The sequence below is a fragment of the Pantoea sp. PGP6 genome, from assembly GCF_053474785.1.
Genome location: NZ_JBQBMA010000001.1, coordinates 1,642,931 through 1,667,438 on the forward strand (window position 1 = coordinate 1,642,931; position 24,508 = coordinate 1,667,438).

Sequence of the window (24,508 nt, forward strand, 5' to 3'; positions counted from 1 at the left end):
GAGTTAATGAGACTGAACCGCTTCGCTTTCATGCCAGGCGGAGAGGGCGCGACGGGAAATCCACGACATCATGCCAAACAGCGCAATACCGGCGAGGGAGATCAGCAGCAGCGCCGCAAACATCAGCGGAATGTCCAGCTGATAGCCCGCTTGCAGAATCTGGTAGGCCAGCCCGGTATTATTCCCGCCGGTGCCCGCCACGAACTCGGCAACCACCGCTCCGATCAGCGACAGCCCGCTGGAAATTCGTAGCGCACCAAAAAAGTAGGGCAGCGCGGACGGAATGCGCAGACGAATCAGCACCTGCAGACGACTGGCGCGGCTCAGCCTGAAGTAGCTCAGCAGCCCCGGCGAAACGCTGCGCAATCCCTGGGTGGTGTTGGAAATAATCGGGAACACCGCCATCAGCGTTGAACAGACCACCAGCGACAGGGTGGTGTCTTTGACCCAGATAATAATCAGCGGCGCGATGGCGACGATCGGCGTCACCTGCAGAAAGACGATGTAGGGAAACAGGGCGGTTTCGACAAAGCGATTCTGCACCAGCACGAAAGCCACGGCGGCACCGATGATGATCGAGAGTAAAAACGAGATCAGGGTGATTTTCAGGGTGAACAGCAGCGCCATCATCAGCGAGCCGAAGTGGGTCCACAGGCTTTGCAGCATCACCAGCGGTGACGGCACCAGAAACTGCGGGATATTGAAATAGCTCACCCATCCCTGCCACAGCAGCACCACGACCACCGCCACAACGGTGGGATAAAACACTTTACGAAAGCCGGGATTAGCCATCCACGGAGAAGATTTTTGCGTCTGCATGGTATTACTCCATTCCCGATTGGCTGGCTTGCAGCAGGCTATCCTGCAGTTGCTTCGCATAACGTGAAAAGGCCGGACTGACGCGGAAATCTTCGCTGCGCGGGAACGGCTCATTGATGGCGATATCTTCCACCACCCGGCCCGGCCGGGCAGCCATCATGATCACCCGCTGCGACAGAAAAACCGCTTCGTGAATTGAGTGAGTCACGAACACCACCGTCAGGCCCTGTTCACGCCACAGCCGCAGCAGGTCGCTGTCGAGTTTATTGCGGGTGATTTCGTCGAGCGCGCCAAAGGGTTCATCCATCAGCAGCAGTTTCGGGCGCGTCACCAGCCCACGGGCAATCGAGACCCGCATCTGCATGCCACCGGAGAGTTCACGCGGCAGGACCCGGGCAAATTTACCCAGCCCGACCAGTTCCAGCGCCTCGGCAACGCGGGTATTGGCTTCGGCCCGCGGCACGCCCGCCAGATCCAGCGGCAGACGGACGTTGTTTTGCACCGTGCTCCAGGGCATCAGCGTCGCTTCCTGGAACACGAAGGAGAGCGGGACCTGGGCGCTTTCCCGGCTGTCACGACGCCACAACACCAGTTTGCCGTCGCTGGGCTCGGTCAGCCCGGCGACCATTTTCAGCAGGGTGCTTTTGCCACAGCCCGACGGACCGAGCAGGGTGACAAATTCGCCCTGATGAATGGTGAGATTGACCGGCAGCAGGGCGCGGGTGCCGTTGCTGTAAATCTTCTCTGCCGACAGCACTTCGATCGCCGGCTCTGCCTGCGGCGAGGCTGCGCGAACGTCGCGCATCACGGTGAGGTTGGGGACAGTATTCATGGCATAACCTTCGCGTCTTTAATCATATCGAGGGTATAGGTCTGGCCGAACGGCACTTTCTCCGCGTCGATCAGCTTGTTTTTAACCAGCATGTCCCAGCTCTTTTTCAGCCGCGATTCCGTGATGATGCCGATACCGCCGGTTTGTGCGTCGCCGCCCGTCACCAGCTGATATTTCTTCATCTGCGCGATACCAAAAGCGATCTGGTCGGCGGTCATCTGCGGGTTATCTCTGGCGATCAATGCATTGCCGGCGGTCGGGTCCTGCAGATAAGCTTTCCAGCCCTGCATGGAGGCTTTAACGAAGGCGGCTACCGCAGCCGGGCGTTGTTTAACCGTGTCGGCCATGCAGATAATCGAGTTGCCATACGGCGGGTAGCCCCAGTCGCTCAGCATGTAGACGTAAAACGGTTTGCCGCCTTTCTCAATCGAGAACGGTTCAGAGGTGACGTATCCCTGCTGCACCAGATTGCGGTCGGCGAGGAAAGGCTGGACGCTGAAGGTGTAGGGACGGATTTTCACCTTCTCCAGTCCGAGTTCGCTTTTTGCCCACGGCCAGAACGAGTTATAAGCCTCGGTGGCCAGCAGGAAAGTTTTGTCTTTCAGCTGCTGAGGCTGGTCGACTTTGTCATGGCTGATAAATACCGTCGGTGAATGCTGAAACACCGTAGCGACCGTGACGGCGTGCACCCCAGCCTCCCAGGTCTCCAGCGCCTGGCCGTTGTCACCCAGCGTACAGTCTGCGCGTCCGGCCGCCATCAGCTGCATCACGTTCACCTGTGGCCCGCCCATGTTGATGCTGACATCCAGCCCGGCTTTTTTGTACAGCCCGCTAGCCTGAGCCTGATAAAAGCCACCGTGCTCCGCCTGCGCGTACCAGTTAGTCAGGAAGGTAAACTTCTCTTCCGCCATGCCGGAAGCAGAGACCCCGGCCAGCATCAGAGCAAGCAGGGAGAAAGTCGATTTACGCCCAATTTTCATCGTAACTACTCCACTATTCAGAGGCCAAAGAAGACGGAGGAGTAAAGCCGGTTTGCACAAAACCGCTCCAGTGCTGTTTTCCCCAGGTGGGTTCGCTGCGCACCGGCCAGCTCATCTGGTGGATTTCGGTGATCGCCTGCGCCCAGCTTGCGGCCAGCGAATCAAGGATTGCGTGACCCTGTTCTGCGGTGGCACCGGTCGGATCGCCAATCACGCCGCTCGGTCCGAAATCGTAAGAGACCCAGGCGGCCGCCGGGCGACCGGAGGAGAGCGTCGGGCAGGGGAATTCCGGCGGATAACTGGCCACCGCCTGGTCGGGGTGGACGCATTCCGGTGCCAGCGCCAGCATCACCGCGGTTTCGCTGTGACCGGCATGCATCGCCATTTTCTGCTCCCGGGCGCTGAGGAACTGGTTTTCGACGTTCGGCACCCGAAACACGTCGTGCGGGATGATGATCATATCGCCGTGACGCAGACGCATTTCCCGTGCCGCCATTTGCAGCACCTGCGGCTGTCCGCCGTGACCGTTGATCATCAGCAGCTTGCGGAAGCCAGCGCGGTAAAGCGATTCAGCGATCTCCAGCACGGTTTGCAGCAGGGTGTCGCCGGTTAAGGTCAGCGTGCCGGGGAAATTCAGATGTTCATCCGATTTGCCGTAGGTGATCGGCGGAATGGCGTAAGCCGGGATGGTTTTTGGCAGTCTGGCCAGCGCATGGCCCGCCACGCCGGAGGCGATCACGCTGTCGACCGAACAGGGCAGATGCGGACCGTGCTGCTCAATCGCGCCGGTCGGCAGAACAATCACCGTGTTGGCTTTGTCGGGCAGAGCCGCGATGGCCGTCCAGCTCAGAAAAGGCAGAAAACGCGCTGCAGGAATATAACCGTTAATCATGCTGTGCCTCGTAGTCGGAGATTAGGGGGTTAGCGGTAACCAGGCGGTGGCTTCCACTTCAATCAGCACCTCGGCGCTCGGCAGCATTTCACTGACCTGCACCACGGTTGAAACCGGCGGTTGTCCGTCATAAAACAGCTTTCTGACCCGGCTGTAGCAGGGAAAGTGATCGAGATTGCGGAAGTACTGCACCAGCTTGATCACATCGCTCATCTGTCCGCCCGCCTGTTGCACGGTGTGGCGAATGCTTTCCAGCACATACCAGCTCTGTGCGAGGATCGGCCCCTGTCTGGCGTCGGTCGAGAACTCGCCGGTTTCGCCAACTAACTGACGGACTTCAACCGGGATATCCTTAAAGCCGCGCACGATAGTGCCGCTCTGCGGATTAACCGGAATGATGCCGGAGAGAAAGACAAAATCACCGGCCCGACGCCAGGCGGCATAGTGGGCGAGCGGTTTGCCCGCACCCTCTTCAAGACTCATGGGATATCTCCTGCTGCCAGATACGTTGATGGGTCAGCCTGCCGTGATGGATAACCTGGCGGGCTGCGCTGTTTAACGGCCAGCTGGCGCTGTCGCTGCCCGGGAACAGCACCAGCGTAGCGTCGCTGCCCGGTGACAGCGGCGGTGGGGCTGAGTGCGCGCCGGTCAGGGCGGCGGCATCACAAATCAGCCGCGAATGCTGGTCAAAAACGTTGCTCAGCTGCAAAGCGAACTGCGCGCAGCTCAGGGTATCCAGCGGGTCGTAACTGCCAGCCGGACAAAAGGCATCCTGAACGTTGTCACAGCCGATCAGCAGCGGAACGCCGGCCGTCTGCGCCTCTTTCAGCAGGGTAATGCCGCGCTGACGCGGCGTGCGTCCGGTTACCGCATCCTGCAACAGCAGGTTGGTCATCGGCAGGGCAATCAGCGTGACGGCGTGGGCAGCCAGTTGCCGCAGTACCTGCTGCGCCTGCAGTTCACTGCCGGACGCCAGCGCGCAGCCGTGGCTGCAACAGATGTGGCCGCTGAAGCTGTTTTCAGCCAGGTAGTGCGCCAGCCAGCTCAGGCCGTGGGCCACTGGCGAAAGCTCTTCATCAATATGCAAATCCAGATCCAGCTGCCAGCGGGCGGCGCTGCGCATCAGGTGGGTCATCGCCACCGGGTCCCAGTTTGAGGAGTGGATAAAGCCGCCCAGCAGGCAACCGGCGCCGCTCTGCGCCACCGCGCGGGCGATGCGGTCAGCGCTCCCGGCATCGGCGAACAGGCTCAGCGGCACCAGCGCCACCCGTTCCAGCGTGATGCCGGGAGGTACCATGCCAGCCAGTTCCGTCCAGGCCAGCGGAGGGCGATCGTCAAACCAGTCGATATGGCTGCGCAAACGGGTCACGCCGTTGGCGGCCGCCCAGCCGAAAGCCCGGCCGGCACGCTGTTGAAGGTCCGACGCCGTCCAGTGCTGGCGATCCTGATGCAGGGTTTCAATGGCGGCCAGCAGGCCCGGTTTTGACGGACGGCTGCGGGCGAGGGTGAAGGTTTTATCGAGGTGCGCATGCGGTTCAATCAGCCCCGGCAGCGCCAGTGCGCCATCCACCGGCCACAGGTCGCTCTGATCGGGCCGGGCTGGCGTCAGCGCAGCAATTTTGCCAGCCGCAAAGCGCAGATCGGCCAGCAGCGGCTCACCGGCTTCACGCGGCCAGTCCGCCGGCAGTAGCCAGGCGGGGAGGCGAACGCTGGCAAGGCCAGCAAGCGGTGCATCGGACCGGGAAACAGACATGATAAGACTCCGCGCTGAGATTAAAGGTCGAGCACCAGAACCGGCGTTCTGGATCGGGAGCAGCACAAGGTTATCTGCGTATTCTCCGCTTTCTCTTCGGCAGTCAGCACGCAGTCACGATGATCGGGAATACCGTCGATTACCTCAGTGATGCAGGAACCACATATTCCCTGTTCGCACGACAGCATAATATCGACCCGGGCGCTTAATAAGACTTCGGCAATAGTCTGCTGCGGGCTGACTAAATAGCGGGTGCCGGTAGAATTGAGCTGGATATAAAAGGCGCTGTCGCTGGCGCTATTATTTAGCGCTGCATTGCTGAATCGCTCAAAAATCAATTGATCCGGTTGCCAGCCATGCTGCTGCATAAGGTGCTGCAGACGCTGAATAAAGCCGTCCGGGCCGCAGGCTATTATCCGGGTCTGTGGATCGGGCTGCGATAAACACGGCGGCGTAGTCACACGCAGAGAATCGTTTGCGCTGCTGTGATGAAAATAAACCTGGTCTGCTAATCGCGGTGCGGTTAATCGCGGCACAAACGCCGCCTGTTCTGGCGACGAGATAAAATAATGCAGTTCATAGTCAAACCCTTGTCGGGCAAGCTGTTCCGCCATCGGCAACAGTGGGGTAATACCGATTCCACCGGCAAACAGCAGATAGCGTCCCGCTTCGGGTAGCGGGAAATGATTGCGCGGTGCTGAAATTTCCAGCGCATCGCCAGGCCGTAAATGGTGATGAATAAAATGCGATCCGCCGCTGGAGAGGTCTGCCCGTTTCACGCAGATCTCGTAATATTCACCGCCGTGGTTTTCGCTGCAAAGTGAATACTGACGCGGCCCGATTTGCGGAATGAAAACGTCAATGTGCGCGCCAGGTAAATAAGCCGGTAATAAACCACCGTGCCGGGCAATAAGCTGTAATGAAAGATTGCCGACACCATTAATATGGACAGCGCTGATCGTGACTGGAATAAGTCCGGACTCTTTCATCATTATTTACCGTCTGTGCTTAAAGAGAGCAGTGATAAAAAAGCAGGTCATCGTCGCTGCCGCCTGACCGGCGGTGCTATCACCCAGCGCTGCGCAACTGCAGCCAGCTGAGTGATGAAACGATTGTTCCCGTTGCCATGAAATCTACGTTATTGTGATAAAACTGTTGCGTCCAGCGCTTTGATTCGCACATCCCGTTGCATAAAAGAGAGCACTCCCTATGTTTGCATTCTCCCGATTTCTGCTCTATTTCACTGAAGTGGCCCGTCAGGGATCGTTTCGCAAGGCGTCTGAAAGCCTGCACGTGGCGGCGTCGTCGATCGATCGGCAAATCCTGCGGGTTGAGAAAGAGCTGGCGATGCCGCTGTTTGAGCGTCACCCCAGCGGCCTGCGGCTGACCGCAGCGGGCGAACTGCTGCTGCACGCCGCCAGTAACTGGAAAAAGGATTTTTCGCGGGTCTGCGAACAACTGGATGACCTGCGTGGACTGCGACGCGGCCATGTACGCATCGCCACCATCGACGCGATTAACCGGCAGTTTTTCTCGTCAATGCTCAGACAGGTGCATCTCGACTATCCGAACATATCTTTCACCCTGACCACCATGAACAACGTCGATATTCAGCAGGCGCTGATGTCGGGCGATGCCGATTTCGGGGTGATGCTGAACCCGCAATCGTCACGCGAACTGCAGGTGCGAGCCTTTGCCGAGATCGATCTGGGGATTGTGGTCCCGACCGGCCATCCGCTCAGCAGCAAAAGCGGGGTGCGGTTTAACCAGTGCAGTGAGTATCCGTTTATCCTGCCTTCTGCCCCGCTGATGCTGGCTGAACCGGTGCAGGCGCTGATCAACATCCATGGCGAGATGATCAACGAGGTGGCGGTCTCCAATAACATCCACATGATCCGCTCGCTGATCAAAGAGAAAATCGGCATCGGCATTCTCTGCTGGCTCGATATCATGGATGAGGTGGAAAGCGACGAACTGCAGTTTATTCCGCTGACCGATCCGCAACTCAAAACCTTCACCCTGTCACTGTGCGTCGCCCCGGCAAGGCAGCTGTCGCTGGCGGCGTCGATGATGCTCAAACAGCTGGAAATGCTGTTCAGCCAGATTCAGACGCCCGGACGCCAGCGGCCCTGACGCTGCACCAGTATGGTGCTGGTTGCTCCTTAATGAATCAAAGGTTGCAGCGCCGCCTCCGCCGATCGCCGCGCAGCCCTTAAGCCGCGCCGATCGGCTAACCTGGCATCCTTTTTGTATAACTCACTGTGAGTAGAAGCGGTCAGTGCAGGCAACTGCGCGGGACATTGCTCAGCCACCATTTCGCGGTTCATGTTGAACCGGCTGGGGGCTGAGTCGCCTTTGCTCAGCCTCCCTCCGGTGACGATTAGGAGAGGAGCAATGAAGTTACGATCCCGCATTCCCCTGTCTGGCTGCGTGCTGAGCACGCTGATTTCTGGCGCATTCATCCTGCCGGCCGATGCCGCAGAGAAGATTGCCTTACTCACCTCCTGGTACGCGCAGGCTGAGCAGGGCGGCTATTATCAGGCGCTGGCGACCGGCATCTATCAGCGCTACGGGCTGGACGTCAGCATTCAGTCCGGCGGACCGCAGATCAACGGCATGCAGTTGCTGTTATCGAAGCGCGCCGATGTGATCATCGGTTATGACCTGCAGTTACTTGAAGCGGTGCAGCGTGGCTTTCAGGCTAAAGCGATTGCCGCCCCGTTTCAGTATGATCCGCAGGGACTGCTGACCCACGCCTCCGTCACCTCCCTCGACGGCCTGAAAGACAAAACCATTCTGGTCTCCAGTTCCGGGCAAGCCACCTGGTGGCCGTGGCTAAAGGCACAGTATCAGCTCAGCGATGGGCAGGTGCGCCCCTATACCTTCAATATCCAGCCGTTTATCGCCGATCAGAATGTGGCACAGCAGGCTTATGTCAGCTCTGAGGTTTTCCAGGCGCAAAAGGCCGGGGTGAAATCGAATTTCTTCCTGTTTTCCGAGCACGGCTATCCGCCCTACGGCGGCATTCTGATTACCCGTCCGGACCAGATCAGCAGCCGCAGCGAAGCGATGGCGAAATTTGTACGTGCCTCAATGGAGGGCTGGGTCAGCTATCTCACTAATCCGACACCAGGCAACGCGCTGATTAAAAAAGAGAATCCAAAAATGACCGATGATTTGCTGGCCTGGGGCGTCACGCAGATCAAACAGCACCATCTGATTGATGGTGGCGATGCCGCGACAGCCGGCTGGGGCACCATGACGCAGGATCGCTGGCAAAAAACCCGCGATTTTATGGTCAAAGCCAGCCTGCTTAAAGCGGATACCGACTGGAAACAGGCTTACACCACTGAGTTTGTTCAGCAGATGCAGGTTAAACCGTGAGGAACGTTGCGATGTCATCTCAATCATTACTGATTAAAAACGCGCACGCCATTCTGACCGGCCTGCCGGGCGAGCGGGCACGTCATGCCGGACCAGATATTCGCATCCGCGAAGGCGTGATCGAAGCCATTGGGTCGCTGACCGCGTTGCCGGACGAGCGGCTGATTGATGCCCGCGACTGCGTGGTTTATCCCGCCTGGGTCAATACCCATCACCACCTGTTTCAGTCGTTGCTGAAAGGTGAGCCGCAGGGGCTGAACAAAAGCCTGACCGCCTGGTTAAGCGCCACGCCGTATCGTTTTCGCGCCACCTTTGACGAACAGACGTTCCGGCTGGCGGTTCGTATCGGCCTGATCGAGTTACTGCGATCCGGCTGCGCCACGGTCGCCGATCATAACTATCTCTACTGGCCAGATATGCCGTTTGATCCTTCCGACATTTTGTTCAGTGAAGGCGAGGCGCTGGGCATGCGGATTGTGCTGTGCCGGGGTGGTGCGACTCAGGGACGGACGATTGAGCAGGATTTACCGCAAGCGCTGCGCCCGGAGAATTTTGATCACTATATGGCCGACATAGAACGGCTGGTGGGACGCTACCACGATCCGCGGCCGACCTCGCTGCGTCGGGTGGTGATGGCTCCGACCACGCTGCTGCACTCAGCGCCGGGCGCGCAGCTGCGCGAAATGGCCAGGCTGGCGCGTCAGTTGGGTATCCGGTTGCACAGTCACCTGTCGGAAACGGTGGATTATCTGGATGCGGCGCGCGACCGCTTCAACATGACGCCGGTGCAGTTTTGTGCTGAACACGACTGGCTGGGTAATGACGTCTGGTTTGCCCATCTGGTGAAGCTGTTGCCGCAGGAGATCACGCTGCTGGGTGACAGCCGGACCGGTATTGCGCACTGCCCGCAAAGTAACGGACGACTGGGCAGCGGCATTGCCGATCTGCTGGCGCTGGAGCAGGCGGGCGTGCCGGTTTCCCTGGGCGTGGACGGCGCGGCATCGAACGAGGCAGCCGATATGCAGAGTGAAGCGCATGCGGCGTGGCTGTTGCAGCGCGCCAGAAAAGGCATGTTCGCCACGCCACGCTATGACGGTGGAACTTTTGAAGGCGGTGGCGATGCGGCAACCATTGAAGATGTGGTGCGCTGGGGCAGCGCCGGCGGGGCGCAGATCCTCGGTCTGCCGCAGAGCGGCACCGTGCAGGTCGGGATGCTGGCCGATATCGCCGTGTACCGGCTGGACGATCCGCGCTATTTCGGCCTGCATGACATGGCAATTGGGCCGGTGGCCTGCGGCGGTCGGGCTTCGTTAAAGGCGCTGATGATCAATGGCCGGGTGATTGTCGAAAACGATCACATTCCTGGTCTCGATCTGGATGCCATGCGCCATCAGGCAATGTCAGCCGTCCGGACGCTGCAACAGCGTGCCGCCGGTTAACCCTCTTCTGTATAGGAAAAATACCATGACACAATCAACCCGGACACAAGGTTATGCACTGCAGGAACTGGAGAAAGAAGCGGCAATGGGCGCAATGGGTGAAGAGACTTTTGCCCGCGAGGTGCGCTGCATCGACCTGTCAGATTTCGAACAGCGTAAACATGAGATTGCCGATGAACTGTGGCAGGCAGCGGTAGAGATCGGTTTCTTTCAGGTCAGCAATCACGGCATTGCCCTCGACGATATCCGCCAGGCATTCAGCATGACGGAGGATTTTTTCTCGCTGCCGGAAGCGGTCAAAGCCCGCTATCCGCTGGCGCGCAACGCCGGCTGGGAAAATAAGTCGCAGGTCCGTCCCTCGACCAAAACCCCGGACCAGAAAGAGTCCTATCAGATTACCCGTCCGTTAATGGATTCGCTGTGGCCGACAGAGCAGGAGCTGCCCGCCTTTAAGCAAACCATGCTGAGCTTTGAGTCGCAATGCTGGCAGCTGGGGATGAAGTTGCTCTCCTGCTTTGCGCTTAAGCTGGGTTTTCCTGAGCACTTCTTCGAGCAGGCGCACAATCCCGATCGGAATACCTACCAGAGCACGCTGCGAATGTTGCACTACTATGCCACCGAACAGTCGGAGCAGGGGATGTGGCGCGCCGGTGCGCATACCGATTTCGACTGCCTGACGCTGCTGTTCCAGCGCCCCGGCCAGGGCGGCCTGCAGGTCTGTCCCGGCAAAGATCGCGAAAGTCAGCAGTGGACCAGCATTGAACCACGTGAAGAGGTGATCACCTGCAATATTGGCGACATGCTGATGCGCTGGAGTGACGACCAGTTGCCGTCAAACTTCCATCGGGTAAGAAGCCCGCTACCGGGGGAATATCAGGGCGCGCGCTACAGCCTGGCTTTCTTCTGTCAGGCGAATAAAGACGTTGAGATCCTCGGCCCGCAGGCGAAGTATCCGGCGATCAGTGCTGAAGATTATCTGCAACAGCGTATCCAGGCGAACTTTGCCAAAGGCTAAGTGGCAGTAACAGCAAAAAGTCCGCTCAGGTTTCCCTGAGCGGGCTGCTTAAATATGGCTGCTCTGACTGGACTCGCCTTTGCCAGTAACTGGCGAATAAATAGGCTAAACCTGAGTTGCGATGCTGTCAAGACCACCAAAATGACCACCAATAGAAGCTGGTGAGCGGTCTCGTGTATTTTCTGTTCGTTACTATGACCATATCCACAAGGGCAGTCTGCTCTGCGCCAGAAGCGGGCACCAATTGTAGATGCAGAAAAAAGGCAGTGGGAAGTAACAGGAGGGCCAACCAGTTGGCAGCTTTGATTAACAATAGTATTAGCGTGTTGAAAGCTACCTTGAAAATTTTCTCCCCTGTCTCGAATCGTCAGCAGTATTGGCTCAACGGAATGCCCCAGATTAGTCGCCTAATACTAAACTCGCAGAGGTACCTCATGCGTAATTCTGTCGATGGATTATCCCATCAGCTCCCAGTTTTCGTGGGTGCAACTTCATCCTGAATAAACTAACGCCGGAAAAGTACTGGCTGATGGCTGAAAAACCGGATATCTCAAAAAGTGCCTGGAACTAAAGCGGGTGTGCTTACAATAAGACTGACCGCTATATGACAAAATTGTCAGGGTTTTAGATTGGTTAATTTTTTTGAATACAGGTTCAGCTCGTTAATAATGCACTCAGGTTCTTCACGCAGAGGCATATTGTCTATATCTAGAACCCCATCATTTTTTTCAGGACTATCAGTCTGCAGGCCAGCAAACAGCGGAGTGAGATCCTGCTGTGCTTCGCCTCGTTCAGCCACCAGCTCGAACGTTTTATTTTTTGCCTCATCGTTGGTCAGGGCACTGACCAGAACCTGGGCGATTTGCTCCCGGGATATCACACCATCCTCCGGTGTTCCCGCATGGCGACGATCTCCCTGAAGCATAACGATTCTGTGCTCATCATCATTGTTGTAATCAAACCAGCCGGGCCTGACGATGGTATAGGGATGACCACTTGCCCTTACCAGACGCTCGGCACGTCTTTTCCAGTCATGAACCTCAGTGCGTTGATTCCAGGTGCTGAGTCGTTCAGTCACGCCAATCGTGGTCATCAGGGCGATATCAACAGGTGCATCCTTGAATATTCGTAAAATATTGCGCACTCCGCCGTAATCTATGGCCCTGGCACCAATACGGCCCTGACCATCGGAACCGAGAGTGAAGATGATGGCATCAATATCTTTCGGCAATTCGGTGAGTGTTTCCGGCATTGAAACATCGCCGTAAAAAACATCTGTTCCCCGAGGAAGCGATTTCACTTTGCTCTTATTTCTAACCAGCGCTACAGGCTGATGACCCATTTCGATAGTGGTATTCACGACATGAAGACCAATACTTCCTGTCGCACCTGCAATGAGTATTTTCATGATAAACCTTCTGATAATTCAGACTTATTTTCGATACATTTAGAATATCAATTATCATTATTGTCAGTAATGGGGCTAAAATGATTGTGTCTATGAACCCCCTTCATGAGTGTGCGGTGAAGGGAATGCCCCCATAAGGAAATCGCCGATGCTCAAAGAAAACTTCAACGAACTGCAAATCTTTCTTGTGGTAGCGAGAGAGCGAAGTTTTACCAAAGCAGCGGGCAAATTGGGCGTTTCTCAGTCTGCACTCAGCCACGCGATGAAAGCACTAGAGGAAAGGCTCAATATCCGCCTTCTGACCCGCACGACCCGAAGCGTTGCCCCCACAGAAGCCGGTGAGAGAATTATCGCCTGCCTTGAACCCCGTATTGCCGATCTTGAGCAGGAGCTGGAATCGCTTGTTCAACTGAACGGCACTGCCTCCGGCAATATCCGTTTATCTGCCGGGGAGCATGCCGCGCGAAGTCTGGTATGGCCGAAGTTAAAACCTTTCCTCAGGGAATATCCGGAAATTAATCTCGAACTGGTGGTTGATAACGGCTTTGTCGATATTGTTGAGAGGCGTTTTGATGCCGGGATCCGCCTGGGCGAAAGCGTGGATAAGGACATGATTGCGGTAAGAATTGGACCGGACATGAGAATGGCCGTAGTGGGAGCACCATCTTATTTCGCTGCAAATCCTGTACCTGAAACGCCGCACGAGCTACAAAATCATCGGTGTATCAATATGCGCCTGCCGACTGCCGGGGGACTGTACCACTGGGAGTTTGAGAAGGAAGGGAAACCGTTACGGGTCAGGGTTGAGGGGCAGGTAACGTTTAATCTGCAGGCGGAAAGGATTGATGCGGCTTTATCTGGCTTTGGCATCGCCTGTATACCTGAGGACAGGGTGCTGGATTATATAAAGTCAGGAGAGCTTATTCAGGTTCTGCAGGACTGGTGTCCGTCTTTCCCCGGATATTATCTTTACTACCCGAGCCGTAAGCAGCATCCGCCCGCTTTTGCGCTGATGATCGATGCACTTCGCTACTCGGAATAACGGGTCCGCAATTCGCTGCGGACCCGCCCGGGTATTAACGGCCTACTCGAGCCTGATGCTCAGGAGAGTAACGTTCGCCGACGATTTTAATCGTTTCAAGCGCCTGGGTTATTTGATGCGAATCATCCTGCGAAAGAATGATGTCAACAGCCCCCAGGTTTTCCTCCAGCCGGTGCAGCTTAGTGGTGCCGGGGATAGGAACAATCCACGGTTTTTGTGCCAGCAGCCATGCCAGCGCGATTTGCGCAGACGTCACGCCTTTCTCTGCCGCCAGTTCACCCAGCAATGAGACAAGCTTTTCATTGGCTTCAATCGCCTGTTCGGCGAAACGCGGCACGGTGCTGCGGTAATCATCCTTGCCAAAAGTCGTTCCTGGCTTAATCGATCCCGTCAGGAAGCCCTTGCCTAATGGGCTGAAGGGTACAAAACCAATATCCAGTTCCTCCAGCAACGGCAAGATCTCCTGCTCAGGCTCGCGCCACCACATGGAATATTCGCTTTGCAGTGCAGTGACTGGTTGTACAGCATGTGCCCGACGAATGGTTTGCGCACCCGCTTCGGACAGACCGAAATGTTTGACTTTGCCTTCCGCGATCAGCTCTTTCACTGTACCCGCTACATCTTCAATGGGGACATCCGGGTCGACACGATGTTGATACAGCAGATCAATGACATCAGTCTTAAGACGGCGTAATGATCCTTCCACCGCTTCACGGATATGCTCCGGACGGCTGTTTAAAATCTGCTGCTTGTTGTCGTCGCCAAAAGTAAAACCAAACTTAGTGGCGATGACCACGCGGTCACGAAATGGTTTTAAGGCTTCACCGACCACCTCTTCATTAAGAAAGGGGCCATACACTTCGGCGGTATCGAAGAAGGTGACGCCACGTTCAACCGCAGCGCGGATGAGCTCGATAGCCTGTCGGGTATCGGTCGCCGGGCCGTAGCCGTGGCTTAAGCCCATGCAACCGAGCCCAAGTGCGGAGACTTCGAGTCGGGATTTACCCAGATAACGTTTTTGCATTGAATGAATACCTCTTTTATCGCGACTTAAACATCAAGTTTGCGGCCAGTCAGCCATTCCACCATCGCCGGGTCGCGGTGTGAGAAGAAGGCGCTGGTTGCGGTGTCGAGGGCGGCAATCTGAAGCATATCTTCAGGGCTGAGTTCAAAATCGAGAATATTGATGTTCTCTTTCATGCGTTCTTTGCGCACCGATTTCGCCAGTGAAATGATGCCTCGCTGGAAGATCCAACGCAGCACAACCTGGCCCACGCTTTTGCCGTACTTCTGACCAATTGCCGTTAACACGGGATGCTGGAACAGACCATTTTTACCCTCAGCAAACGGTGCCCAGGCTTCCGGCTGAATGCCATGGCTTTGATTCCATGGAACGGCATGCAGCTGCTGGTTGAAGGGGTTTACTTCAATCTGGTTTACCGCAGGGGCCACTTTGTTGAAGGCGATAAGGTCGGCCAGTCGGTCTGGATGGAAGTTGCTGACGCCAATGGCGCGAATTTTGCCTGCCTGTTGCAGTTCTTCCATAGCTCGCCATGCCCCATGGACATCACCGTAAGGCTGGTGAATCAGGTACAGGTCAATGTAATCAAGTTGCAGCCGATTCAGGGAGCGTTCGAACTGTGCTTTAGCACCTTCGTAGTTAGTATCCTGCAGCCATAGCTTGGTCGTTACAAAGAGTTCGTTACGTGCGATACCGGTCTGTTTCAGTGCGTTCCCGACCTGGGTTTCATTCTGGTAAGACGCGGCGGTATCGATCAGACGGTATCCCGTATCGATGGCATCAATAACGGCTCTTTCGCATTCAGCGGCATCAGACATCTGAAACACACCAAAGCCCAGCAGGGGCATTTCAACACCGTTGTTCAGTTTTACAGTTTGCATGACGTTATCCTTTAGCTGTTGTGTAGGAAAAGCATAACGCAAAGTGATTTATTCGATTAGATGGGGTAATTAGCTAGGGTTTATTAGGTGTGCTCATTAATTTAGAGAAGCTGACGGTAGGTTCTGTGCCAGAAACAAAGATTTGATTGTTTTCATTTCCATATGGTGGTTCAGGAAAAACTAAATAAAATGAGCATTTTGTTAGTCTATGATCGATCACATTTATAATTTTTCCTGAATAATACCTAATCTATCAGCTGGCCTTGTGCCATCAGTGGATATCCGATGCTAAAGAAATTTTGTTAGCAAATATGCCAAGGAAACTGAATAGGGAACATAAGGTATGCAATTTATAACAAACGGCCCTGACATCCCCGAGTCACTTCTACAGGCTCATGAAGAAGGTCGTGTGGTATTTTTCTGCGGAGCGGGTATTTCATATCCCGCGCAGCTACCGGGTTTCAAAGGGTTAGTCGAAGAGATTTACCGGCTGAACGGAACTGAACCTTCGGATATTGAGAAGGCTACATTAGAACGTGATCAATATGATGCCACACTCGATCTTCTTGAGCGACGTTTGCCCGGCCAGAGAATGGATGTTCGCCGCGCTCTTTTCAATGCGCTCAAACCAAAGATTCGCCTCAAGGGAGCCACTGATACTCAGGCTGCATTGCTGCGTTTATCACGAAGTCGAAAAGGTGCACTGCGTCTAGTTACTACTAACTTTGATCGCCTCTTTCACGTAGCGGCAAAACGTACGCGTCAGCCATTCCAGTCATATTCATCTCCGATGCTTCCTATTCCAAAGAGCAGTAAGTGGGATGGGGTAGTCTTTTTGCACGGTTTACTACCTGAAAAAACCGATGATACGGCACTAAACCGTCTGGTAGTTACCAGCGGGGATTTTGGACTGGCTTATCTTACCGAACGTTGGGCTGCCCGTTTCGTCAGTGAACTGTTTCGAAACTATGTTGTGTGCTTCGTGGGTTATAGTATTAATGACCCAGTATTGCGATACATGATGGATGCATTAGCAGCAGACCGTATGTTGGGGGAAATGACTCCCCAAGCTTGGGCACTGGGAGATAGTGAGCCAGGCAATGAACATAAAAAAGCCCTTGAGTGGGAAGCCAAGGGGGTGACACCTATTCTTTATAGTGTTCCTGCCGGTAGCCATGACCATTCCGCACTTCATAAAACTCTTCATGCTTGGGCAGATACATACCGGGATGGGATTGAGGGTAAAGAAGCTATTGTTGTCAAACATGCCCTAGCCAGGCCACAAGACACGACGAGGCAGGACAACTTTGTCGGACGGATGTTATGGGTATTGTCGGATAAATCGGGATTACCAGCTAAGCGTTTTGCTGATTTCAATCCAGTTCCCTCTCTGGACTGGTTGTTCGAGCCATTTGGCTCTGAGCGTTTCAAATATGAAGATCTGATCCGCTTTGGTGTACCTCCTCACGAGGTGGTAGATACAAAGCTTTGCTTTAGCATGCTGCGGCGACCTGCGCCTTACATCCTTGCGCCCTATATGTGCCTTGCATCTAATGGTCGTTCTGAGAGTCTGTGGGACGATGTGATGGGTCACATTAGCCGTTGGTTGCTACGTCATCTGAACGACCCAAGACTGGTGATCTGGATTGCGGAACGTGGAGGTCATCTACATGAACGTTGGGAGTGGATGATTGAGAACCAGTTAGAATTTCTTTGTAGACTGGAGCGTGAAAGCAAAACCTCTGAACTTGATGATATTCGAACAAATTCACCTAATGCTATTCCTGTGCCTCTTATGCGTACTTTATGGAATTTGCTGCTCACCAAGAGGGTGAAATCATACGGACTTAATGCTGATCTTTATCAGTGGATTAATCGCCTAAATTGGGAGGGAATGACGACGACAATGAGATTAAATCTTCGCGAATTGCTTGCTCCGAAGATCGCATTGAAGAAACCATTTCGCTGGGGTTATGACGAGGGCAGAATTGATAACCCAGATACTATCAGGCAATTAGTTGACTTTGAGCTTGTATTGACTGCAGATGATGTTAATTCTGCATTGGGTACACTCGACAGTGAAGTCTGGAAATCAGCCCTACCTTCTCTGCTGGACGATTTTCAACAGCTACTACGTGATGCGCTGGACCTGCTGCGCGAACTAGGGGAGGCTGATGAGAATAGTGACCGATCATACTGGGACCTTCCCTCTATTATTCCACACTGGCAGAACCGAGGATTCCACGACTGGACTTGTTTAATTGAACTTCTGCGAGATTCATGGCTTTCGGTCAGAGCTAATAGCAGTGCGCGTGCAACATTAATCGCGCTGAACTGGTTTGATTTGCCTTACCCTACCTTCAAACGCCTCGCTCTTTTTGCTGCAAGCAACGATGATTCCATTCCTTCAGAAAAGTGGGTTGAGTGGTTGTTGTCCGACAACGCGTGGTGGTTATGGTCAAGTGATACTGGAAGGGAGGTTTATAGGTTATTGGTATTACAGGGACGAAGTCTGAAAAGCCATGAACAGGAGCAACTTGAGTCTGTAATTCTGGAAGGGCCTCCACGTAGGATGTATCGTGAAGATATTGAGGAAGAGAGGTGGCAGTACCTTGTCGCTCATTCTATTTGGTTGCATCTGGCAAAACTTAATCTTTCTTGCCTTACCTTGGGAGAAATAGCATCAGCGCGTTTGGCAGAATTATCCAATGCCCATCCTGACTGGCAGTTACATGATAATGAACGCGACGAATTCTCTCACTGGATGAGTGGCACGGGTGATCCTGATTATGAGAACAGTCGACAAGTTGTCATTGCTCCTGGCAAGCGGCAGGAATTAGTGGAATGGCTCACCAAAGAAATCCCAGATGATCGCTTTTTTTACGAAGATACATGGCGTGATGTTTGCCGCACGCGATTGTTCCTCAGTGTGTCAGCGCTTTACGCACTGGCAAAAAAAGATATTTGGCCCGTGAAACGATGGAGTGAAGCTCTCCAAGTTTGGTCTGAAGAAGGGCTGGTATCACGCTCGTGGAGATATTGTGCACCTCTAGTTCAGGCTATACCCGCTCACGTACTTATGGAGATACTTCAAAGCGTCTCGCGTTGGATAGAAATGGTATCTAAGGCAGCAAACCACAACGAATATCTACTGCTATCTATCTCCCAAAAAGTGTTAGCACTTCCGCTTGGAAGAGGGGGCGATGCTCATTTTGTTACTAATGGAATCGAAAATTACAGTCCCGTTATGTCCGCAATTAATCATCCCGTCGGTCATATTGCGCAAGCCTTGATAAATTTGTGGTTCAAACGGAACCCAAATGATAACGACCAGCTTCCTGACGATCTCAAGCTTATTTTCACAAACCTGTGCGACCCAACCATAGAGCAATTTATCCATGCGCGGGTAGTGTTGGGGGCGCAATTAATAGCACTCTTCCGAGTTGATCGTTCTTGGACTGAACAGTTTCTTTTACCATTTTTTGACTGGGGCGATTCTATTGAGGCGAAAGCGCTATGGGAGGGCTTTCTGTGGTCGCCTCGCTTGTACCAGCCATTAATGACAGCCTTCAAATATCAGCTACTGGACAGCGCAAACCACTATGAGGAACTGGGTGAACATCGCCAGCAATACGCAAGCTTTCTCACTTATGCAGCTCTGGGGCCGACAGAGGATTACACCGTAGAGGAATTTCGTAGAGCGTTTGGTGCGCTACCGCATGATGGGCTTGAAAAGTGTGCCCAGGCGCTTTATCAGGCACTGGATGGTGCAGCCGATCAACGAGAAGATTACTGGAAGAACCGTGTTCAACCATTCTGGAGAAACATCTGGCCGAAATCACGTGAGTTGGCTACACCGAAAATTGCAGTATCTCTTACTCAATTGGTCATTGCTGCCAGAGATGAATTTCCTGCAGCTTTACAAGAGATTTTCGCTTGGTTACAACCCATTGAACACCCAAGCTACGTCTTAAACCGTCTGCATGAATCTGGATTATGTAAGCGATTTGCTGCCGAAGTAGTGGAACTGCTTAATGCCATAATTTCAACTACAAACCGGCAATGGTTGTCCAAGAATTTGAGTTTATGTCTGGATGAGATTATCAGTGCAGCACCAGATCTTGAGAAAAATGCTCAATATTTACGGTTGAGAGAGCACTCTAGGAGATTTAGTGTCTCATAGCGGCGTGCTATTTAAGCACAATAATCTTTTTGTAATATGCTTCTATAATAAGCGCTTGAGAAATCCGCTTAAAACTGTCACAGAGCTGTCAGGGATGATGGCGATTTCATTTACCTACTCCGAGGTAGTATGTATTTGTTCATGAAATCAGGTGAGCTTACATAGTCAGAGTCGTGACGATGATGTATTACAGATCGTCTAGAGGTTATTACTGACTAGTATTAAAAGCGAACTTCTGCTCCTCGATCAAAGCAGAGCATCACGTTTCCATTTTATTTTTTTGATAAAACTGATGTTTGTATCGAGCCTTCATTAATGAAGGCTCAATATTGGCTCTTCCTACTGCAGATCTTTTTTCTTCAAAAATTTACTAACCAAATCAGCAATCTGCACATTATTTAAATCAGAGAACGGGAAGTGGGTATTCCCTTTGATTCCCACTTCTGGCAGATGCGTTACCGTCACATCCCCGCCATGCTTATTCACCACGTCACGCCACTCACGAGCCATTGCCAGACGTACGCGCCAGCTGTCCTGCGCAGGCATGGTGACAGGCTTATCCGGTATATTATCGCCGTAAATAATCAGAATCGGGATTTTGGTCAGAGCCATAAACTGCTCCATCGGCACTGGCTCACCCTTCAGCGTGTCGAACGCGCTTGGCATAGGGGCTGGGAGTTCTTTTTCCGGGAAGACAAAGCTGCTGCCAGGCTCAAAGGCGACAATGGCTTTGACCTTGTCATTTTTCATCGCCGTGTACCAGCCTGGTCCGCCACCCTGAGAGTGGGTGAAGAGGATAGCGGGGCCGGATTTATCCACGACGGCGGACATCGCATCAGAGATAACATTGATATCAAACGGCCCGGTGTTCGGGGTCATCTGACGGAAATACTGGTTCAACGCTTCTTTGTCGTGAGAGAACTGAACGCCCTTAAAATACTCTGGCCACACGCCAACGCGGAACTGATTGAACCACATCTGTTCATCCGGTTTAGGCGTAACAGTACCTTCTACCGTCGTACGTCCGGCGCTGCCCCGACGCGGCTGATCGACAAGATAAGTTGAGAACCCGCGACGCAGGAAGATGTTCTGGAACCCTTCGCGACCATCCGGGGTACTTTCCCAGGTACGGGAGAACTGACCTGCGCCGTGCAGCATGACGATAGGGTATTTATGCGGATTCTCCGGGATTTGGTAGAACACAGACGCATGATCGCCATGGTAGGTTTGGCCAGCAGACTCCAGCGGCTTTTTCGCATCAAATGTTCCTGGGGCGGTGATGATGGTGCCACCAGCAGAAAAGCTTCCTTGTTCCTGAATGACCAGCGGCTCGGCATAGACCGACTGAGCCACCAGGCCACCCGCCATTACGCAGATGGCCAGCGTTTTTAAGATTGTCTTCAAGATTACATCCTCTGTTATGTTTGCCGTTCAATCATATCTGAGTTGTTAGCGTTAATTATTTAGCACCCCTGATTGCCCTTATTTGGCAGATTCATTAATGCGGACGATTAACTGCGTATTGTCTCTAACCAACTGGTGACCGTTTCAGTTGTTCTTCGCTCCTGGTCGCATTCAATAACAAGCGGTTTTTCCCGACGCGCAGTTTGGGCAAGACTGGCAAGGATGTCGTCGCTGTCTCCTTTACCGTAGCCACCGTGAGTAATGAAGGGGATGAGTAATTTGCCCGCAAGGTTGTGGCTGCTGAGAAATGCTTGCACTACAGGCGGCACGCTGGTCCCCCAGATCGGAAAGCCTAAATACACTGTCTCGTAGCGTGAGATATCTGCAACGCTATTTTTTAATGCGGGTTTGACTCCTCGCTCACGCTCATTTTTCACCTGTTCAACGGTCTGAAAATAGTCTTCCGGATAAGGTGTGGCCGGTTCAATTTCAAACAGATCGGTGTTCAGGCTACGGTGAATGACGCCCGCAATCACCCGTGTATTTCCGCTGCGGGAAAAGTACGCCACCAGAATACGGCTTGTGCCCTGCACGTTTGCGTTTCCGGTGGCAGCTGTCGCCAGGGAGACGTTCGCCAGTGTGAGCCCGGCAAGCGCGGTGATTAACATTCTGCGGTTAGGATCATGCTCCATACCCAACTCCTAATTGTTTGTGAGCGCCTGTTGCAGCGCCTTTTCAGCTCGCGTAGCCGCATCATTTTCGCCATGTTCACGCAGAACCTGTGCCAGTTGGCGCAGTTGCGCTGCCGTCAGGCCGACCCGCATGCTGGCTCGCGTATGCGATAATAGCTGGGCTTCAACGCCTGGTGTGGCCGCTAATGCGCCAACCGTTGCCAGCTCGCGGCTTTGCCAGTTGAGGTTATCGCGGGCGAAAATGTCGCCGAACAGATGCGTTTGCAGGAATTGATTAATGACCGGGGCAAAATCAAACAGAGGGCCCTGAACGGGAGCGCCTGAGATTTTAGTCTGATTTGCGGTACCGACACGGCGAAGCTCATCCCCGACAGGGATCGGAGCAACCGGTTCTTTACCCTCAACGTCTTCGATGCCACGTTGTTTACGTGCTTCGACGACCTTCATCAGTTCACTAAGCGCATTCAGGCTACGGGGGAAGCCCGTATAGGCATAAAGCTGGACGAGAATCTCTTTGGTTTCGTTTATGGTGAGTCCTGCATCAAGTCCCTGATTCAGGGCTGCATTCAGCTTATCCATCTGACTGCTGGCCATCGATGCCGCAATCAACGGGATGGCCTGCTGGCGAGCCGACAGCGTATCCGAAACGGTTTGTTCGTGGTTCATTTCTGAGGCTCCTTTATTGACGGGCGCAGCATTTGCCGTGAGACCAAAACCAAAGGTCAGCAGTACCGCTGCCGTTAATGCCTTAATGGGCGTGGTATTGTTCATCTGTCACTTTCTCCATCCAGTTAACGCTCTTACCATCCACAACCCCGGTTATCGCCAGATGCGTCATCGCGCTGCCGGGTGCCGCCCCGTGCCAGTGTTTGACGCCCGCAGGGCAAGAGACAACATCGCCCGCGCGGATAATCTGCACCGGCTGGCCTTCTTGTTGTGTGAGCCCAACACCCGAGGTCACAATAAGCCGCTGACCTGCCGGATGCGTATGCCAGGCAGAACGGGCTCCGGGTTCAAAGGTGACATAAGCCCCGGAAACACGGATGTCGTTATCAGGTTTGAAGAGAGGATCAACCCGGACGCGACCGGTAAAATTCTCCGCTGGCCCATACACCGCGTTCTGACTTCCTGCTGGGGCAATATGGACAGCGGGATTTTGCTCCGCTGCCCAGGATGAAAAGGTGAAGAAGGGCAGTAACAGCCCGAGGTAACGTAAATGTCCGATCATGCAAAGCGTCCTTATCAATGAAGAGGGGATTGCCTGCGATGATTTTATCGAGAGGGTGATGACGTCAGGCTGACGCCCCCCTGACAATTCTGTCAGTTAACCCGGGTCCCGGCTCAGCGCCGGATTGAGCATTGCCCGCCGCTTTATCCGCTTGTATTGCAAAGGTGAGGCCAAATGTATTGATGCCACCTTCACTACGCGCAAAGACATCCCCCCTGTGCATAATGGCGACAGCACGCACGATCGACAGGCCCAGCCCATGATGGGTATCACTTCTGGCCCGGGAGGTGTCAACGCGATAGAATCGCTCGAAAAGCCGGTGTAAGTGCTCTGGCGATATCGGATCGCCAGGGTTTGAAACTTCAACACAGGCCTGATGACCTTTTTCGCTTAACCGCACCGTTAACCTGCTGCTGGAGGGTGAATGTCTTGCGCTGTTTTCCAGTAAATTAGCCAGTGAGCGGTGGAACAGCCGCCGGTCGATATGCGCGGTGACATCCCCCTCCACATCCAGAAAAAGCTGTTTTTCCGCAAAAGAGGGTTCCACATACTCCGCTGTTTTCAGGGTTTCTTCCCGCAGGGAAACCTGCGTAAGCTGGGACGCATGTTCACCCGCGTGAGCATGAGACAGGAACAGCATGTCGTTTACGATTGACGTCATACGCTCAAGCTCCTCGAGATTGGAACCCAGTAACTCTTCCAGTTCTTCATGCGAACGCCGGCGTGAGAGACCCAGTTGCGTCTGACCAATCAGATTCGTCAGCGGGGTACGGAGTTCATGCGCAACATCGGCATTGAAGCTCTCGAGCTGCCTCCAGGCGACCTCTTGCCGTTCCAGCACGCCATTAAAAGATGATGCTAACTGCTGTAATTCGTCAGGTAATGCTTCGGTATTCAGGCGCTGACCATGGTCCCCGGGAGCGAGTTGCCGGGCCTGTTTACTGAGCGCCCTAACCGGACGAAGACCGATCCTTGATACGATGTAACCCAGTAAGGCGACAATCGCGACGCCCAGTGCGGTAATGATCAGCAATGTACGCGTGAACGCATCAAGTGTTCCCATGTATGGCGTGGAGTCGATGGCAACCACATAGCGCAGCTCAGGTCTTTCTCCGTTCGCGGGGATGGTTTTGACTAACAGGAACAGCGAGCATGCACCTTCTGATGCACCTGGCACTTTATTAAAGCCCTCCTGTAATGAAGACCACTGAACACCCACTGGTGGTGTTCCCCCGATGCTGAAGCGTGGGTTATCGCTTACTATCCAGTAGCGAACTCGCTCACCTTCAGAATTGGTTAACACGGTGAATTTATTGGCAAGCGTTGACCAGCCCTCAGCCGAGGTTCGTGCGGTGATCCACGGACTCATTAATGATTCCCGGAACAACAGTTCGTTGTGCATCTGCTTTTGCAAAGAGTCATGCAAAGAGCTTCTGAGCAGGATGCCGATAACGGAGACAATCAGCAGCGCGGATAAGGCAAACATCAGCGCCAGATGAACGGAGATGGAACGCTTAGGCATGCTTATCCCCTTC

At 53.9% G+C, this 24,508-nt stretch carries 22 protein-coding genes; 6 read left to right on the top strand and 16 right to left on the bottom strand.

What is annotated here, in order from left to right; translation table 11 throughout:
• Nucleotides 1-3: 3 nt before the first annotated feature.
• From ACLIBF_RS07730 to ACLIBF_RS07760, 7 genes are read right to left on the bottom strand one after another with little or no spacing between them, the layout of a single operon-like run.
• Nucleotides 4-819 (bottom strand): ABC transporter permease, encoded by an 816-nt coding sequence (locus ACLIBF_RS07730; RefSeq protein WP_069729557.1) that lies wholly within the window; start codon nucleotides 817-819, stop codon nucleotides 4-6.
• Nucleotides 820-823: 4 nt separating this feature from the next.
• On the bottom strand, nucleotides 824-1,651 hold the full coding sequence (locus ACLIBF_RS07735; RefSeq protein ID WP_069729558.1) for an ABC transporter ATP-binding protein: 828 nt from the start codon (nucleotides 1,649-1,651) through the stop codon (nucleotides 824-826).
• Complete coding sequence (locus ACLIBF_RS07740) at nucleotides 1,648-2,631, bottom strand: ABC transporter substrate-binding protein (protein WP_069729559.1); 984 nt, start codon at nucleotides 2,629-2,631, stop codon at nucleotides 1,648-1,650. Before ACLIBF_RS07740 ends, ACLIBF_RS07735 begins: the two co-directional genes overlap by 4 nt.
• Nucleotides 2,632-2,644: 13 nt before the next feature.
• Nucleotides 2,645-3,523 (bottom strand): creatininase family protein, encoded by an 879-nt coding sequence (locus ACLIBF_RS07745; RefSeq protein WP_046288227.1) that lies wholly within the window; start codon nucleotides 3,521-3,523, stop codon nucleotides 2,645-2,647.
• A gap of 21 nt (nucleotides 3,524-3,544) precedes the next feature.
• Nucleotides 3,545-4,006, bottom strand: coding sequence for a RidA family protein (locus tag ACLIBF_RS07750; protein ID WP_069729560.1), 462 nt, complete (start codon nucleotides 4,004-4,006; stop codon nucleotides 3,545-3,547).
• The gene (locus tag ACLIBF_RS07755; RefSeq protein WP_069729561.1) at nucleotides 3,996-5,276 is read right to left on the bottom strand and encodes a cytosine deaminase; all 1,281 of its coding nucleotides are present in this window, start codon (nucleotides 5,274-5,276) and stop codon (nucleotides 3,996-3,998) included. Before ACLIBF_RS07755 ends, ACLIBF_RS07750 begins: the two co-directional genes overlap by 11 nt.
• A 20-nt stretch (nucleotides 5,277-5,296) precedes the next feature.
• Nucleotides 5,297-6,265, bottom strand: coding sequence for a PDR/VanB family oxidoreductase (locus ACLIBF_RS07760; protein WP_448310378.1), 969 nt, complete (start codon nucleotides 6,263-6,265; stop codon nucleotides 5,297-5,299).
• 220 nt (nucleotides 6,266-6,485) lie between these two features.
• Here ACLIBF_RS07760 and ACLIBF_RS07765 point away from each other — a divergent pair, with 220 nt between their 5' ends.
• The 4 genes from ACLIBF_RS07765 to ACLIBF_RS07780 all read left to right on the top strand — a co-directional run bounded on the left by ACLIBF_RS07765 (nucleotide 6,486) and on the right by ACLIBF_RS07780 (nucleotide 11,114).
• Nucleotides 6,486-7,409 (top strand): LysR family transcriptional regulator, encoded by a 924-nt coding sequence (locus ACLIBF_RS07765; RefSeq protein ID WP_031376326.1) that lies wholly within the window; start codon nucleotides 6,486-6,488, stop codon nucleotides 7,407-7,409.
• Between the two features lie 261 nt (nucleotides 7,410-7,670).
• Nucleotides 7,671-8,660 carry an ABC transporter substrate-binding protein gene (locus tag ACLIBF_RS07770; RefSeq protein ID WP_046288230.1) on the top strand — a complete coding sequence of 330 codons (990 nt, stop codon included), beginning with the start codon at nucleotides 7,671-7,673 and terminating at the stop codon, nucleotides 8,658-8,660.
• A gap of 11 nt (nucleotides 8,661-8,671) precedes the next feature.
• The gene (locus ACLIBF_RS07775; protein WP_279810450.1) at nucleotides 8,672-10,099 is read left to right on the top strand and encodes an amidohydrolase family protein; all 1,428 of its coding nucleotides are present in this window, start codon (nucleotides 8,672-8,674) and stop codon (nucleotides 10,097-10,099) included.
• 25 nt (nucleotides 10,100-10,124) lie between these two features.
• Nucleotides 10,125-11,114: an isopenicillin N synthase family dioxygenase gene (locus tag ACLIBF_RS07780; RefSeq protein WP_031376323.1), complete on the top strand. Its 990-nt coding sequence runs from the start codon at nucleotides 10,125-10,127 to the stop codon at nucleotides 11,112-11,114.
• Here the strand turns inward: ACLIBF_RS07780 and ACLIBF_RS07785 are convergent.
• Both ACLIBF_RS07785 and ACLIBF_RS07790 read right to left on the bottom strand, forming a co-directional pair.
• Nucleotides 11,111-11,293, bottom strand: a complete 183-nt coding sequence (locus ACLIBF_RS07785; RefSeq protein WP_341802488.1) for a hypothetical protein — start codon at nucleotides 11,291-11,293, stop codon at nucleotides 11,111-11,113. The two genes, ACLIBF_RS07780 and ACLIBF_RS07785, sit on opposite strands and share 4 nt — an antisense overlap.
• Before the next feature lie 437 nt (nucleotides 11,294-11,730).
• Complete coding sequence (locus ACLIBF_RS07790) at nucleotides 11,731-12,522, bottom strand: SDR family oxidoreductase (protein WP_448309505.1); 792 nt, start codon at nucleotides 12,520-12,522, stop codon at nucleotides 11,731-11,733.
• Between the two features lie 148 nt (nucleotides 12,523-12,670).
• Between ACLIBF_RS07790 and ACLIBF_RS07795 the strand changes: the two genes are divergently transcribed.
• Complete coding sequence (locus ACLIBF_RS07795) at nucleotides 12,671-13,564, top strand: LysR family transcriptional regulator (RefSeq protein ID WP_089562314.1); 894 nt, start codon at nucleotides 12,671-12,673, stop codon at nucleotides 13,562-13,564.
• A 34-nt stretch (nucleotides 13,565-13,598) separates the two neighbouring features.
• On the opposite strand, the gene ACLIBF_RS07800 is transcribed toward ACLIBF_RS07795, so the two are convergent.
• Together ACLIBF_RS07800 and ACLIBF_RS07805 are read right to left on the bottom strand one after the other, a co-directional pair.
• Complete coding sequence (locus tag ACLIBF_RS07800) at nucleotides 13,599-14,588, bottom strand: aldo/keto reductase (protein ID WP_115657464.1); 990 nt, start codon at nucleotides 14,586-14,588, stop codon at nucleotides 13,599-13,601.
• A 26-nt stretch (nucleotides 14,589-14,614) separates the two neighbouring features.
• Nucleotides 14,615-15,466 carry an aldo/keto reductase gene (locus ACLIBF_RS07805; protein ID WP_279810801.1) on the bottom strand — a complete coding sequence of 284 codons (852 nt, stop codon included), beginning with the start codon at nucleotides 15,464-15,466 and terminating at the stop codon, nucleotides 14,615-14,617.
• Between the two features lie 343 nt (nucleotides 15,467-15,809).
• Here ACLIBF_RS07805 and dsr1 point away from each other — a divergent pair, with 343 nt between their 5' ends.
• Nucleotides 15,810-19,649: an anti-phage defense-associated sirtuin Dsr1 gene (gene dsr1, locus ACLIBF_RS07810; protein WP_279810803.1), complete on the top strand. Its 3,840-nt coding sequence runs from the start codon at nucleotides 15,810-15,812 to the stop codon at nucleotides 19,647-19,649.
• Nucleotides 19,650-19,988: 339 nt separating this feature from the next.
• Here dsr1 and ACLIBF_RS07815 read toward each other — a convergent pair whose 3' ends face one another.
• From ACLIBF_RS07815 to ACLIBF_RS07835, 5 genes are all read right to left on the bottom strand, one after another.
• Nucleotides 19,989-21,053: an alpha/beta hydrolase gene (locus tag ACLIBF_RS07815; RefSeq protein WP_279810804.1), complete on the bottom strand. Its 1,065-nt coding sequence runs from the start codon at nucleotides 21,051-21,053 to the stop codon at nucleotides 19,989-19,991.
• A gap of 107 nt (nucleotides 21,054-21,160) precedes the next feature.
• Nucleotides 21,161-21,745, bottom strand: coding sequence for a flavodoxin (locus ACLIBF_RS07820; RefSeq protein WP_279810805.1), 585 nt, complete (start codon nucleotides 21,743-21,745; stop codon nucleotides 21,161-21,163).
• 9 nt (nucleotides 21,746-21,754) lie between these two features.
• Nucleotides 21,755-22,516, bottom strand: a complete 762-nt coding sequence (locus tag ACLIBF_RS07825) for a carboxymuconolactone decarboxylase family protein (protein WP_064367691.1) — start codon at nucleotides 22,514-22,516, stop codon at nucleotides 21,755-21,757.
• Complete coding sequence (locus ACLIBF_RS07830; RefSeq protein ID WP_064367692.1) at nucleotides 22,494-22,973, bottom strand: (R)-mandelonitrile lyase; 480 nt, start codon at nucleotides 22,971-22,973, stop codon at nucleotides 22,494-22,496. The genes ACLIBF_RS07825 and ACLIBF_RS07830 overlap by 23 nt, the downstream gene beginning before the upstream one ends.
• Nucleotides 22,974-23,037: 64 nt before the next feature.
• Complete coding sequence (locus tag ACLIBF_RS07835; protein ID WP_279810809.1) at nucleotides 23,038-24,495, bottom strand: heavy metal sensor histidine kinase; 1,458 nt, start codon at nucleotides 24,493-24,495, stop codon at nucleotides 23,038-23,040.
• Nucleotides 24,496-24,508: the final 13 nt, after the last annotated feature.